Below are 13,495 nucleotides of genomic sequence, written 5' to 3'. Positions count from 1 at the left end.
TAAGGGGCTGCGCCCCTTAAGCGGGTCGAGGGCGGCGCCCTCGTGGTTCCAGGGCGAAGCCCTGGTGGGGTCTGGGGCGAAGCCCCGGCATCTTTCATCACCCAAACATGCCCGCGCCAACCGAATGAACTCTACAACCGAGTGACGTTATGAACGGTTTTTTGAAATTCGCCCTGCTGGGCGTGATTGTGGGGATTCTCGGCCTGATGGCGTTGGGCCTGGGCCAGGACCACAAAACCATCCCCTCGCCGCTGGTGAACAAACCGGCGCTGCCGGTAGCGGGCGAAACGCTGACCGGCAAACAGGTGGACATGCAGGCCGACTACCTGCAACAGGGCAAGTGGACGCTGCTCAACTTCTGGGGCTCCTGGTGCGGCTCCTGCGTGGCCGAGCACCCCTACCTGATCAGCCTGGCGCGTCAGACCAAAGACCGCGCGGATTTTGTCATGCTGGGAGTGGACTTCAAGGATAGCGAAGGCCGCGCCAAGCGCTTCCTCAGCCGCCATGGCGACCCCGGCTATGAGCATGTGCAGGATCCCAAGCAGAAGATCGCCATCGACTGGGGCGTCACCGGCGCGCCGGAGAGCTTCCTCATCTCGCCCCAGGGCGTCATCTGCCTGAAGCATATCGGCCCGCTGTACCAGGGTTGGTTTGAGAAGGTGGCCGAGCCGCACATTCAATCCGGCGCATGCCTGCAAGGGGAGGCGAAACGCTCATGATCGGGTCACTCTCCGCCAAACTGGGCGCTCTGCTGCTGGGTCTGGGCCTGTTGATCGCCGCGCCGCTGCACGCCAATGAGATGGTGCAGGAGGACGCCACCGAGGCCAAGGTGCGCGCCATTGGCGAGGCGCTGCGCTGCGCGGTGTGTCAGAACCAGTCGGTGTATGACTCCAACTCCGATCTGGCCAAGGACATGCTGGGCATCATCCGCGAGAAGGTCGCTGCGGGAGAGCCGGAGTCTGACATTCGCCAATACTTCTTCGACCGCTATGGCGACTACGTCTATCTGGAGCCGGTCAAGAGCGGGCGCAATATGATTCTGTGGGCCGCGCCGTTCTTCTTCCTGCTGTTTGGCGGCTTGGGCTTGTGGATCGCCATGCGCAAATGGTATCGACCCAAGATGAGCACGTTGGAGGCCGACGCCGATGACGGCGTGGCTTCCGCCGACGGCAAATCGCCGGTGAGCCAGCACGCCGACACCAGCCAAAATGCGGTCAAGAAGCGCATTCAGCAGGAGTTGGATGGGGTGGAGTTGTAAGTTTGGAATTTCAGTATTTTGGGATAATAGAAGATATTGGGGCTTCGCCCCAAACCCCATAAGGGCTCCGCCCTTAACCCGCCAGGGCGCCGCCCTGGACCCGCTTAAGAGGCGCAGCCCCTTAAGAATCCCGCCGCCGACCAGTCGGCAGCCAATAGTCAGCGCAAGCTCGCCCGGCGTCACACAAACATTTTTTGTCTTTCCCAGGACACTACGGAATGACCGCCTCTTAAGCATTCCCCTCACGGAGTCCTTATGATCCGCAATGCCCATCCTCATATGCGCTACCGCCGCTTCGGCAAGACCAATCTGCAGATCTCCGTCTTCACCCTGGGGACCATGCGCTTTCTACACGGCTGGGACAAACCCGCCGACGAACTGCCGCAAGACTCCCTGGAGAACAGCTATGAGGTGATCCAGACCGCGCTGGATAACGGCGTCAATCTGATCGAGACCGCCAAAGGGTATGTGAAGAGCGAACGTCTCATCGGCCGCGCCCTGCCGCGCCTGACGCAAAAACGCGACGACTACTACCTGATGTCCAAGGCCAAGCCCGACGCCGACCCCGAAGCGATGCGCCGCTACGTGCTGGAGAGCATTGAGAATCTGGGCGTGGAGAAGCTGGACCTGTTCGCCTTCCACGGCATCAATTGCGAGCGGGATTTCGACAATACCTTCCGCCCCGGCGGCGCCCTGGACATACTCAATGAAATGCGCCGCGAAGGGCTGGTGGACCACATCGGCTTCTCCACCCATGGGCCGCCGCAACTGATCCTGCGCGCCATCGCCACCGGCGCGTTCGACTTCGTCAATCTGCACTATTACTACTTCCGCCGCATGAACGCCGGGGCGATCCATCTGGCCAACGCGCTGGATATGGGGGTGTTCATCATCAGCCCCAACGACAAGGGCGGCCACCTCTACGCCGCGCCGGAGCCGTTGCTGCAACAGACCGCGCCGCTGCATCCGGTGACCTTCAATGAGCGCTTCATCCTCGCCAATCCGCAGATTCACACCATGAGTCTGGGCTTAAGCGAACCGGCGCACATGGATCTGCACCTGAAAACCCTCCAGACCGAGGGCGACGCGCCGTTCTGGAGCGCCGCCGAGCGCTCCATCGACCGCCGCATGCAGGAGGCCGCCGCCGAATCCGCCCTGTTCGCCTGCGGCCACTGCGTCAACTGCCTGCCCTGCCCCGAGCGCATCAACATCCCCGAAGTGCTGCGCATGGCGCATCTGGCGCAGGTCCACCACATGCTTCCCTTCGGCCAGACCCGCTATGGCGAAATGGACCCCAATGGCGTCTGGTTCCCCGGCGCCGCAGCCAACATCTGCACCCGCTGCAATGAGTGTCTACCACGCTGCCCGCAGAATCTGAATATTCCCGAGCGCCTGTTCGCCGCCCATGATCAGCTGTTCCATGCCGACAAACAGAGCAACCAGCCCAATTGAGCGTGATCCCGCGACTGACTGCCTAAGTTGTGGATGCTAAAAGATATTGGGGCGCTGCCCCAAACCCCGGTCGGGCGCCGCCCGACACCCGCCAGGGCGTTGCCCTGGACCCACCAGGAGGCCAGCCTCCTGGACCTCTTGGACCACACGCTTTCGCGCAGGGCTTGCCAATTTTGACTTGGCCAATTGTCCTGCGCGCTCCTCGGCGCTCTGAAATCACTCTTTGAACAGTTGAGAGACTGGGGCTTCGCCCCAGACCCCACGAGGGCGCCGCCCTCGACCCGCCAGGAGGCCAGCCTCCTGGACCTCTTGGACCACACGCTTTCGCGCAGGGCTTGCCAGTTCGTACCGGCTCGCCATCCTGCGCGCTCATCGTTGCTTGGCCTTATTTCCAACCCTTTTCGGTCAGATACTCCTTGGCCAACTCCTCGCCGCGCACCCGCTGCACATCATCCAACTGCGCTCCGATGTCTTTCTTGAACGAGGCGATCTTCTCCACCATCCCAGGCCGCTGCGTCTTCGCCGTAGTCTCCGCCACCAATATCCACTTGTAGGCCTGCAGCGGGTTGCGATCCACCCCATGGCCCGCCGCAAACAGAATCGCCAACCCCGCCTGCCCACGCGCCGAACCGCTCTCGGCAGCCATGGCGAACTGACGCAGAGCCACAGGATAGTCGGATTGCGCCATCGCCTCCCCCGCCGCCTTGAGCATCCCCTCCACATCGCCGCCCGCCGTCGGCGTCGCCCCGGCAGAGGTGGCCAAGCCCAACCCCATCGCCACCACCGCCGTCACGCCCAGTCGTTTCCAATTGGCCAAAAAAGTCATCTCCGCCTTCCCCTCTTAAAGTCGGAATATCGACGCAATCGCGCCCATTTTAAAGCGTATCGGCTCAGTATAGTCGACGCCAGCAGGCAGAGAAATGACGCAGATCAAGCCGCCCCAACCGATTTTCCCAATAACGCCATGACATCCCAGGCCATCGCCCATAAACTCAATGCCATCGTCAATCCCCAGACTCACGCCAAAGGAACCCGCTCCATGGGATCTTTCCGCACGCTGCTATTGGCCCTGTTGTGCCTGCTCACGCCCACCGCCGTCACTGCACAGCCGCCCCCGGCGCTGCTGCTGGAGACGCAGTTGGACGAAGCCTACATCAGCGGCGTGGCCTCCTACGAGAACGGCCACATGGCCCCCAGCGTGAACATTCAGATTTTCGGGCCGGACGGCAAGGAGTTGGGCCGCACAACGACCGATCAGGGCGGCGAATTCTGGCACAAGATCAGCGTGGGCGGCGTCCATCATATCGTCGCCAGCAACCGCGACGGGCAGCGCGCAGAAAGCAGCCTGGAGATCCCCGCCAGCGCCGCGCCAACGCCCGAAACGACGGCGTCCACGCCCACTGCTGAGGCGTCGCCTGCGCCATCAGAGAAGAGTGGGGCGCAAGCCGACGCCGCGACCAACATGACCGCGCCAAAAGCGTCCGCAGATCGCACCGCGCAACTGGAGCAGCGCATCACCCTGTTGGAGAAGCGGCTGGATACGCGCACCACGCTGTGGGGCTGGCTGGGGTGGTTGATTGCGCTGCCTGCGCTGATGTGGGGGGCGTGGAATCAGGGCGCCAAAGGACGCAAATTCGAAGAGGAAGAAGCAGAGTAGACGCCGCGCAGTCAGGTCAGATCGCGCACGGAAACCGCTGTATTTTCCCGCTTGATCGCCTCCAACAGGCGACCATGCTCGGCCTCGGAGAGGGAGACGGTGACGCGCAGATCGGCCCCATCCTCCTCAATGGCGCGCACTTCGCCGTCGCGATGCAGTTTGGCCAGAATCGAGCCGCAGTGGGCGGGCAGCCGCACCAGATAGTCGCGCCAGCCGCTGGCGATCTCCGTCTGCAGCGCATCGAACAGATGATCCAGCCCCGCCCCGCTGATGGCGGAGATGGGCAGACAGCGCTCGCGCCGTCCCACCCGCTCAATGAGGGGGTCCTCCCGCTCCAGCGCATCGACCTTGTTATAGAGGATCATCTGCGGCTTTTGGTGCGCATTGAGCTCCTCCAGCACATCCATCACCGCCTGCTGCTGCTCGGCCCATTCGGGGTCGGAGAGATCCACCACATGCAGCAAGAGGTCCGCCTCCAGCACCTCTTCCAAGGTGGCGCGGAACGCCGCCACCAACTGGTGGGGCAGTTCACGCACAAAACCCACTGTGTCGGAGAGCGCCATGCGTCCGCCATTGGGCAACTGCACCACCCGCACCGTGGGGTCGAGGGTGGCGAAGAGCTGATCCTGGGCGTAGACCTGGGAGCCCGCCAGTTTGTTGAATAGGGTGGATTTTCCGGCGTTGGTGTAGCCCACCAGGGCGGCGGTGAACAGCGGCGCGTCGCGACGGGGTTTGCGTTGCAGGGCACGGGTGCGCTCAACGTCCTTGAGGTCCAACTTGAGGCGGTCGATGCGCTTGCGGATCAGGCGACGGTCCACCTCGATCTGGGTTTCGCCGGGGCCGCCGCGCAGACCCACGCCGCCGCGCTGACGCTCCAAGTGGGTCCAGGTGCGCACCAACCGCGACTGCTGATACATCAGCGAGGCCAACTCCACCTGCATGCGCCCCTCTTTGGTGCGCGCGCGCGCGGCGAAGATCTCCAGTATCAGGCCGGTGCGATCCACCACCTTGGCTTTGAAGGCGTTTTCCAGGTTGCGCTGCTGCACCGGCGAGAGGGCGTGATTGACCACCACCACGTCGATGTTGAGTTCGGCGACTTCATCCGCCAACTCCTGCACGCGGCCTTGACCAAAATAGAGCCCGGGATGGATCTGCTTGAGGGGGAACAGGGCGGAGGACGCCGGGATCAACCCGGCGCCCTCGGCAAGATGATGCAGCTCTTCAGCCAGTCGGGCGGCGCGATCGGCATCCTCGCCGCCGATGATGGCCTGGACCAGCAGAGCGCGGTCCGGCTCAACGTGGGTCTCAAACACCGCGGCTCCCGTTGATCGAGCGCGGCGTACGCAGCGTGTATCTCAAAGCCTGTTGAGAAACGTGCAGAGGGAGCGTCAAACAGGCTCTCACGCGGCGCTTATTCCTTATCCTTGGGCGCGCTGCTCTCGCTGCGCGGCGCAGGACGCTCATCACGGTGGTGCTCATCGCCCGTGTGGATATTGCGCGACGGCATCACGGTGGAGATGGCGTGCTTGAACACCAACTGAGTGACGCTGTTCTTGAGCAGCAAGCAGTAGTTGTCGAAGGAGGTGATGACCCCCTGCAACTTGATTCCGTTGACCAGAAACACGGTCACCGGCACTTTTTCGCGACGCAGGGTATTGAGAAATGGGTCCTGCACGTTATGCCCGGCATGGCTTCCCATGGCTGATGGCTCCTTCAAACGCAGTATCGTGGTGGCGCCGAAAAAAAGTCGGCGGCGCCGCAGCGCCGGGCGGGACCTGAAATGCGCGCCTCGGCGTAAACTAAAAAACCTGCCAACAGTAGCTATTTACGGAAATCCGAGGGGGGAACTCAAGCGATAAAACGCACAGATCCGCGTTTTTTTGTCGATTTTTCCGAAAAGTGATGGTATTGGGCGGGCAAATGCGCAATTTGCCCAAATTCCCGGCGACTCACAGCGGGTGATCGGCCAGAAAGGCGCGGGCCAATTTCAACGCCTCGGCCGCGGCGGTTTGCGGCTCCAGCCGGTGCAATTCCGGCTCCCGCGCCAGCCAGGTGGATTGCCGCTTGGCGTAGCGCCGCGACTCCCGCTTGCCATCCTCCACCGCCGTGGCCAGATCCACCGCGCCATCCACGTGGGCCAGCAGTTGCCGATACCCCACCGCTTTGAGGGCGGGCAGATTGCGGTCGTAACCGGCGGCGGCCAGCTCCGCGCACTCGGCCAGGAACCCCTCTTCCATCATCTGATCAAAACGCTGATTGATGCGCGCATAGAGAACCTCGCGGGGCCAGATGGGCGCCAGCTTGAGAATGGCGTAGGGGCACGGTTCCGCCTGCTGTTGGGCGATCCACTGACTGAGCGGGACGCCGCTGGCGTCGAACACGCTCAATGCGCGCACAATGCGCTGGGTGTCGCCCGGGGTGACGTGGGCGGCCCATTCGGGATCCACCTGCTGCAGGCGCGCATACAGCGGCGCCAGACCGTCGCCCCACACCTGCTGCATCAGGTCATCACGAATGGCGGCGGGGACTTCGGGCATGTCGGCGATGCCCTGCTCCAGCGCGCGCAACCACAGATTGGTGCCCCCCACCAGCAGCGGCAACACCCCCTGGGCGTGCAGCGCGTCGATGATTTCCACGGCGGCGTCGCGATAGCGTCCCACGCTGAACGGATCGTCCGGTTCCGCCACGTCAATCAGATGGTGGGGTACGGCGGCGCGTTCAGCGGTGGTGGGTTTGGCTGCGCCGATGGTGAGTCGGCGGTAGACCTGCACCGAATCGGCGTTTACGATCTGTCCATTCAGTTGCTGCGCCAAGGTCAGGGCCAAGCCGGTCTTGCCCGAGGCGGTGGGCCCCATGACGAAGATCACCGGGCGGCGCGGCGACGGAGTCTCTGAGGAAGCAGTTTCAGGCAAAGGAGTCGTCATGCTGTTGCAGGATCGCATCGCCCTGGTGACCGGGGCGGGTTCGGGAATCGGTTTGGCCGTGGCCAAGGCTTACGCCCGCGAGGGCGCGACGGTGCTGCTATTGGGCCGTGATCAGAGCAAACTTGAGACCGCGTTTGACGCCATCACCGCAGCGGGCGGCAGCGCCAGCATCGCGCCGGTGGATCTGGAAAACGAACTGGGCGCCGTGCCGCAACTGGTCAAAGGCGTGCATGAACGGTATGGCAAACTGGACATCCTGGTCAACAACGCCGGTCAATTGGGGGTGATGACGCCCCTGGCGGCGTATGATCCGGTCAAATGGGAGCAGGTGATGCGGGTCAATCTCACCGCGCCGTTTTTCTTGACCCGCGAATTGATGCCGCTGCTGGCGCAGAGCGACAATGCGGCGGTGATCAATGTGGTGTCGACGGTGGCGTTTGCGGGCCGCGCCTACTGGGGCGCTTACGCCGCCTCCAAAGCGGCGCTGGCCAATCTCACCGAGACCTGGGCCGGCGAGTTGCAAAAAACCGCCATCCGCATGAACACGGTCAATCCCGGCGGCACCGCCACCGCCATGCGCGCGGCGGCCTTCCCCGGCGAGGATCCCGAGTCGATCCCCTCCGCCGAACAGATTGCGCCGGTGTTCCTCTATTTGGCGTCCGAGCACTCCAAGGAGCGCGGCCAACACCTCAAAGCGCGCGACTGGATGGATTGGCGCGCGCCATGACCCCTGCCCCGGCCCGGAGTTGAGCCCATGTGCGGCATCGTTGCACAGATCGGGTCAGAGGGCGACCCCGCCTCCCAGGCGCGGGCGTTACAGACGCTGGCCGCGCGTGGACCAAACCACGCCGGACAGTGGCGCTCCGAGGATGGGCGCGTGTGGCTGGGGCATCGACGTCTGGCCATCGTCGATCTCACCCCGGATGGCAACCAGCCGCTGCGCAACGCCGCCGGAACCTTGTGGCTCACCGCCAATGGCGAGATCTACAACGCCCCGGCTCTGCGCGCGGAGTTGACGCGACGCGGCCATCGATTCCTCTCCCACAGTGACAATGAGGCGATTCTGCACGCCTATGCCGAGTGGGGCGACGCCTGCGTGAAGCGCCTTGAAGGCATGTTCGCCTTTGTGCTGTGGGACGCCGAGAAGCAGCGCGCCCTGGCCGCGCGCGACGCGATAGGCATCAAACCGCTGTTCTGGCGGCGCATCGGCAGTGGCGTGGCCTTTGCCTCCGAAGCCAAGGCGATTGTTCCGCTGACCTTGCAAGCGCCGCCAATCGACTCCTTGGCGCTGGGGTATGTGCTCACCACCGGATCAGTCCCGGCCCCGCTCTCCATCTGGCGCGGCGTGCGCAAGCTGGAGCCCGGCGCCTGCTTGAGTTGGAGCACCAACGAAGGCGCGCGCGAAGTGCGCTATTGGACGCCCCCCAACGCCCTGGATGATCAGCCCGCCACCCAACAAGCCTGGGTTCCGCTGTTTCATCAGGTGCTCCAGGATCATCTGCAAGCCGATACGCCCCTTGCGATGCTGCTCTCGGGGGGGCTTGACTCCAATAGCGTCGCCGCTGGCCTGGCCGAACTGGGCCATCCCCTCACCGCCTTTGGCGTCAGCTTTCCCGAATCCCCCCGCGACGAAGCGCCGCGCGCACAAGCCGCCGCCCAGGCGCTGGGCATGCCCTTCCAGCGCGTGCCGCTGCCCGGCGTCGATGTGCCAGAACTGCGCAATGAGGTGTGGCGCTCCCTGGATGAACCCTCCGGCTATTCGGCGCATCTGCCCATGTTCCGACTCAGTCGCGTTGTGGCGCGCTCGTATAAGGTGGCTCTGAGCGGTGATGGCGGCGATGAGGTCTTCGGCGGCTACGCTTGGTATCGCGATTTGCGTCTGCCCAGGCGGCGCGGCACATTGATGCGCCGCGCCCTGGAAACGCTGGTCAAGCGCGCGGAATCCCCCCGCGCAACCCACGCCGCCATGGCCCAATTCAGCCGCCACTCGGCGTTACACCGTCACGCCATGCGACAGTTCCCCCGTTTTCTGCCGGAAGAGGTTGAAGCCCTCCTGGCGCCCATGGGGCAACGCTTTGACGACGAGGCCATGCTCGCCCCTATGGCGCGCTGGTTTTCACCCGACCTACCCCTGCGCCGCGCCCTGCAGCGGGTGGATCTGATGACCTTCTGCAGCGATCACGTCCTCACCAAGGCCGATCGCGCCAGCATGGCCTTCGGCCTGGAGGCGCGGGTGCCGCTGTTGGATAAGCGCGTTGTCGAATGGGGCCTCACCCGCGCCGTCACCGATGACGAGGAGTCGCGCGCCAAGGGCGTGTTGCGCGACTATCTGGCCACCCGGCTGCCGAATCTGGAGCAGGACTATTTCAAGCAGGGGTTCAGCAATCGCGCCGCCGTGCAGCGCGACATCCCCGCCATGACCCAGCGCATCGCCGACGGCTACTGGGTGCGCAACGGTCTGTGGAGTCCCATCTGGCAACGGCTCATCCGCCCCGGCATGCCCTACCATGAGGCGCGCCTGGAAGTGTTGTATGGTTTGACCCTGTGGGCGGAGCATAACCTTCGCGACTGAGATTTTTCTCGGAATGCTTAAAGATATCGGGGCTCCGCCCCAAACCCCGCCAGGGCTTTGCCCTGGACCCACGAGGGCGCCGCCCTCGACCCGGCAGGGCGCCGCCCTGCACCCGCTGGGGTCGCGGACCCCAGACCCCGGAAAAGCCGGCCATAAATGTCCGCCTTTTCCACCTTTGCTTTTGTGCTCTCTTGATACTTGGATCACTCATGAATGCTTCTCATAGGGGACCCTTTTAATGCATTGGCGCCTTCATGCCGCCTTGCGCCTGCTCCAGCGCCGTTTTGATCGCCTGCGCCACCCCGGCTCGCTCATCGCCCACGCTCGCGCGCCCATCGCCACCCCCACCTTCGACGGCAGTGGCCAGGCCACCCACCCCGACGTCATCGACCACGGCCCCCACGGCTGGCTCGGCTACCGTTACACAATGACGTTAACGCCATACCCCTATCTGGATGAATCTTTGGAACATCCCGCCATTTTGGTCAGCCATGATGGAATCACCTGGAAACTGCCGAACGGCGCCCCAGACCCCCTCACGCCGCCCGCTGAGGGCGGCTTTCACGCCGACCCGGATATGCTGCGTCACCCGGATACCGGCGAACTCTGGCTCTACTACCTGCACACCATTCGCGGCGCGCAGCAGCGGCTGATGCGCATTTGCTCGGCGGACCGCATCCACTGGAGCGCGCCGGAAACCGTTCTGACCGCCCCCTATCACACCCTGCGCTCTCCGGCGCTGGACTATCGCGATGGGGTGTGGCGCATGTGGAATGTGAATATTGATGCGGGATTGCAGATCGAGTTGGCGACGTCACAAGACGGAACAGACTGGAGCGCCTTCGAGCCGCTGCATTGGCCGCTGGCGCCGCGCTGTTTGCCGTCACATATTGACGTTGCCTGGAACCCGCAACGGCAGACGTGGTGGATGATCGCCCAGGCGCAACCGCCCGGCGGCGGCCCCTATGCGCTGTATCTGTTGGAGAGCGCCGATGGACGCGCGTGGCGCGGTCCCAAACGGCCTCTGCTCACCCCCTATGACGCCCCGGAGTGGGCGGCGCAGACCCTCTACCGCTCGGCCTTGATCATTGAGAACGACGTGATGAAGCTGTGGTATTCAGGCCGCAGCCCAGCCAATGAGAACCGCATCGCCTATGTGGAAGCACTGCTGGCAAAACTGAACAGGGCTCTCGACAAAATTTGAGATGCACAAAAATCGCATGCGAGACGCAAAACGAGACAGGGGGAAAATCGCGACATTTATTGGCGCGATTTTCCGGGGCCTGGGGGCCGCGCCCCCAGCGGGTCGAGGGCGGCGCCCCGTGGGTCCAGGGCAAAGCCCTGGCGGGCGCCGGGCAGAGCCCGGCCGGGGTTTGGGGCGAAGCCCCAACATCTTCTATAGTCGCTAGCATTCAAAAGTGAACATATGGGCGCTGGAAGATATCGAGGGCTGCGCCCTCGAGCTCCCCAAGATCAACAACCACACCGTGGGCTCCGCCCACACCCGCTTAAGGGTCACAGACCCTTAAGAATCCCGACAAATTTCCTCTGGAAATTTGTCTCATAGTCAGCGCAATCTGAACCAACGTCACGCAAACATTGAGATCTTTGGATTTGTGTCATTCTGGATTCAAGCGACTATATCTTCCAAAAGTTTCTCAGTGGGGCTTCACCGCTTCACGAACAGAAAATCGCCGCCATCGTGGCCCGCTTTGCGAATATCGGCGTACTCGGGGGTTTGATCGGCATTGAGCGCCACAGGGCGTCGGATGGCGGTAAACAGGGCGCTCCCCTCCATCACGCTTTCGTTACGGCGTAACGCCTCCAGGAAGGCGCTGGCGAACACCGAATGGCCCCCTTTACCGCCAGCGTCCAGCACCGGCTCCAGCCCGCCGGCGGCCAGCACCACCCGCGCGCGCTTGTTGGCCAAACGTTGCAGATAGTCGGGCGCCTTCTGCTCAATACGCACTCCGCGCACCAACTTGCCGGAGAAGCAGGAGTCGGCCACCACCATCACATGCTTGGCCTGAAGGGCTTTGAGCACGCTGGTGAGGAAGGCGTTGGAGATCCAGTTGGTGGGGTCTTCGCGTCCGGCGTCGCTGGGTAGCCAATAGCCCTCATCTCCGGCCTTGTCGAGCCAGCCATGTCCGGCATAGTAGATGAGCAGATTGTCCTGCTTGGTGAGGGTTTTGCGGTAGGCGGTCAGGGCGCGCACGATGTCGCTGCGGGTGGCGTTGAGCAGAGTTTGCACGTCATAGCCATAGCTGGATTTCAGCTCCTCGGCCACCGCCTGGGCATCGCCCACGGCGGTGCGCAACGGACTGAGCCCCTGCTGGTAGTCGTTGATGCCGATTACCAAAGCGTGATAGCGGCCCAAACTCCGCAGCATCGCCTGCCGTTTCGCTTCCTGCCGCTGTTTCGCCTGTTGCGCCGCCAGTTGCGCCGCCTGCTGGCGCTGCGCCTCGGCCTGCGCTTTGGCTTGCGCCTCCTGGGCGCGCCGCGCCTGCGCCTCCGTCTCCAGCTTGGCGCGCAGTTCGGCGCGCTCACGGGCCAGCGCCTGCCGCACCTGCTCCCTCATCTGCGCTTGCAGCTCGGCCTGTCGAGAGGCCTCCAACTCCGCCTGCTGTTGCGCCGCCGCCTGCTGCTGGCTCACTTGCTGTTTGAGCTGCGCCACCTGCTCCCGCAACGCCGACTCCCGGCTCTGTAAATGCGTCTCCAGCGCCGCGCTGGAGCCCGCCGCCCGCCCCCACATCCCCGGCGGGGTGGAGAGCGCAGCCATGATGCGCGGCGACTCAAACAGCCACGCCACCACCGCATTGAGCGCCTGGGGCAGAGGCTGGTCCGCCTTGGGCAGCACCGGCGGCATGATGTCCATCTCCGGCTTATGATTGACGCCCCGCTCCACGCTGAAGGCATCGATCACCCGCCCATCGGGAGCGCGCAGTTTGGCCTCCAGCTTCAACCCCACTTTGATCAATGTGCCGTAAAACGCCGCTTTAACTTTGGCGATCTTGAAGTAGGCGTCCAGCTCGCTCAGTTGCAGCTCCAGCGTCGGCAACGGCTGTTTGCCCTCCGGTTGAGCCTGGAAATAGCGTTGCAGTGTAGGCAGGGCGTTGCGAACCAGGGATTGTTGGTAGTCGTACTGCACCCCGGGATAGGGGTTGCTGAGGGTATCGCCATTGTAGTTGATCAACACGGGCGCCGCCGATTTGGCGGGCAACACCCGCACCGCCAGCGGGTAGGCGACTGGCGAATGGAAGTAATCAACTTGCGCGCCATCGAACGGCGTCGGGATGATGCCACGCGCCTGTCCGCTGGAAGCTCCCGGCGCGCCATCGCTGGCGCAGCCGCCCAGCGCAACCAGCGCCGCAGCGACTACGATGCGCATCCAATGGCCCCACACTCCGCTCAAACCTGCCGTCATGATCGCCGCTCCAATACCCTCTATCGCATCAGCAATAATCCAAACAGCCTCGCAATTCCAATGCACTATGCCGTGAAACAGCGCCCTGCTGTCAAGCGCCACGCCAGGTGCAATAAACTGCGGCTCATGATCTTTCATCCAGTCGCAATCGAACGTTACCGCCCCCCGCCGCTCTAATTTCTCGGTGAGGAATCGGCCCGCCCAATGG

12 protein-coding genes are annotated in these 13,495 nt (G+C 63.6%); 7 read left to right on the top strand and 5 right to left on the bottom strand.

What is annotated here, in order from left to right; all coding sequences use genetic code 11:
- Nucleotides 1-149: 149 nt before the first annotated feature.
- From MAIT1_RS12990 to MAIT1_RS12980, 3 genes are all read left to right on the top strand, one after another.
- Entirely contained in the window at nucleotides 150-719 is a 570-nt protein-coding gene (locus MAIT1_RS12990; RefSeq protein WP_085442925.1) for a DsbE family thiol:disulfide interchange protein, read from the top strand.
- The gene (locus MAIT1_RS12985) at nucleotides 716-1,258 is read left to right on the top strand and encodes a cytochrome c-type biogenesis protein (RefSeq protein WP_158089481.1); all 543 of its coding nucleotides are present in this window, start codon (nucleotides 716-718) and stop codon (nucleotides 1,256-1,258) included. Before MAIT1_RS12990 ends, MAIT1_RS12985 begins: the two co-directional genes overlap by 4 nt.
- Nucleotides 1,259-1,513: 255 nt before the next feature.
- Nucleotides 1,514-2,710 (top strand): aldo/keto reductase, encoded by a 1,197-nt coding sequence (locus MAIT1_RS12980; protein WP_085442923.1) that lies wholly within the window; start codon nucleotides 1,514-1,516, stop codon nucleotides 2,708-2,710.
- A 385-nt stretch (nucleotides 2,711-3,095) separates the two neighbouring features.
- Here MAIT1_RS12980 and MAIT1_RS12975 read toward each other — a convergent pair whose 3' ends face one another.
- Nucleotides 3,096-3,536, bottom strand: coding sequence for an SEL1-like repeat protein (locus tag MAIT1_RS12975; protein ID WP_085442922.1), 441 nt, complete (start codon nucleotides 3,534-3,536; stop codon nucleotides 3,096-3,098).
- 213 nt (nucleotides 3,537-3,749) lie between these two features.
- On the opposite strand from MAIT1_RS12975, the gene MAIT1_RS12970 reads away from it, so the two are divergent.
- The gene (locus tag MAIT1_RS12970; RefSeq protein ID WP_143814830.1) at nucleotides 3,750-4,367 is read left to right on the top strand and encodes a hypothetical protein; all 618 of its coding nucleotides are present in this window, start codon (nucleotides 3,750-3,752) and stop codon (nucleotides 4,365-4,367) included.
- An 11-nt stretch (nucleotides 4,368-4,378) separates the two neighbouring features.
- Here the strand turns inward: MAIT1_RS12970 and hflX are convergent, their stop codons facing one another.
- The 3 genes from hflX to miaA form a co-directional block, all read right to left on the bottom strand.
- On the bottom strand, nucleotides 4,379-5,680 hold the full coding sequence (gene hflX, locus MAIT1_RS12965; protein WP_085442920.1) for a GTPase HflX: 1,302 nt from the start codon (nucleotides 5,678-5,680) through the stop codon (nucleotides 4,379-4,381).
- Nucleotides 5,681-5,778: 98 nt separating this feature from the next.
- The gene (gene hfq, locus MAIT1_RS12960; protein ID WP_085442919.1) at nucleotides 5,779-6,066 is read right to left on the bottom strand and encodes an RNA chaperone Hfq; all 288 of its coding nucleotides are present in this window, start codon (nucleotides 6,064-6,066) and stop codon (nucleotides 5,779-5,781) included.
- A 250-nt stretch (nucleotides 6,067-6,316) separates the two neighbouring features.
- Nucleotides 6,317-7,222: a tRNA (adenosine(37)-N6)-dimethylallyltransferase MiaA gene (gene miaA / locus MAIT1_RS12955; RefSeq protein WP_158089480.1), complete on the bottom strand. Its 906-nt coding sequence runs from the start codon at nucleotides 7,220-7,222 to the stop codon at nucleotides 6,317-6,319.
- Nucleotides 7,223-7,289: 67 nt separating this feature from the next.
- Between miaA and MAIT1_RS12950 the strand changes: the two genes are divergently transcribed.
- From MAIT1_RS12950 to MAIT1_RS12940, 3 genes are all read left to right on the top strand, one after another.
- Nucleotides 7,290-8,018 carry an SDR family NAD(P)-dependent oxidoreductase gene (locus tag MAIT1_RS12950; RefSeq protein ID WP_085442917.1) on the top strand — a complete coding sequence of 243 codons (729 nt, stop codon included), beginning with the start codon at nucleotides 7,290-7,292 and terminating at the stop codon, nucleotides 8,016-8,018.
- Nucleotides 8,019-8,045: 27 nt separating this feature from the next.
- The gene (gene asnB, locus MAIT1_RS12945; RefSeq protein WP_085442916.1) at nucleotides 8,046-9,863 is read left to right on the top strand and encodes an asparagine synthase (glutamine-hydrolyzing); all 1,818 of its coding nucleotides are present in this window, start codon (nucleotides 8,046-8,048) and stop codon (nucleotides 9,861-9,863) included.
- A gap of 238 nt (nucleotides 9,864-10,101) precedes the next feature.
- On the top strand, nucleotides 10,102-11,067 hold the full coding sequence (locus MAIT1_RS12940; protein ID WP_085442915.1) for a glycoside hydrolase family protein: 966 nt from the start codon (nucleotides 10,102-10,104) through the stop codon (nucleotides 11,065-11,067).
- Between the two features lie 465 nt (nucleotides 11,068-11,532).
- Here MAIT1_RS12940 and MAIT1_RS12935 read toward each other — a convergent pair whose 3' ends face one another.
- Complete coding sequence (locus MAIT1_RS12935; RefSeq protein WP_085442914.1) at nucleotides 11,533-13,287, bottom strand: caspase family protein; 1,755 nt, start codon at nucleotides 13,285-13,287, stop codon at nucleotides 11,533-11,535.
- Nucleotides 13,288-13,495: the final 208 nt, after the last annotated feature.

This window comes from Magnetofaba australis IT-1 (assembly GCF_002109495.1).
In the GTDB taxonomy this organism is placed as follows: domain Bacteria; phylum Pseudomonadota; class Magnetococcia; order Magnetococcales; family Magnetococcaceae; genus Magnetofaba; species Magnetofaba australis.
This window is presented reverse-complemented; position numbering and strand designations above follow the sequence as displayed.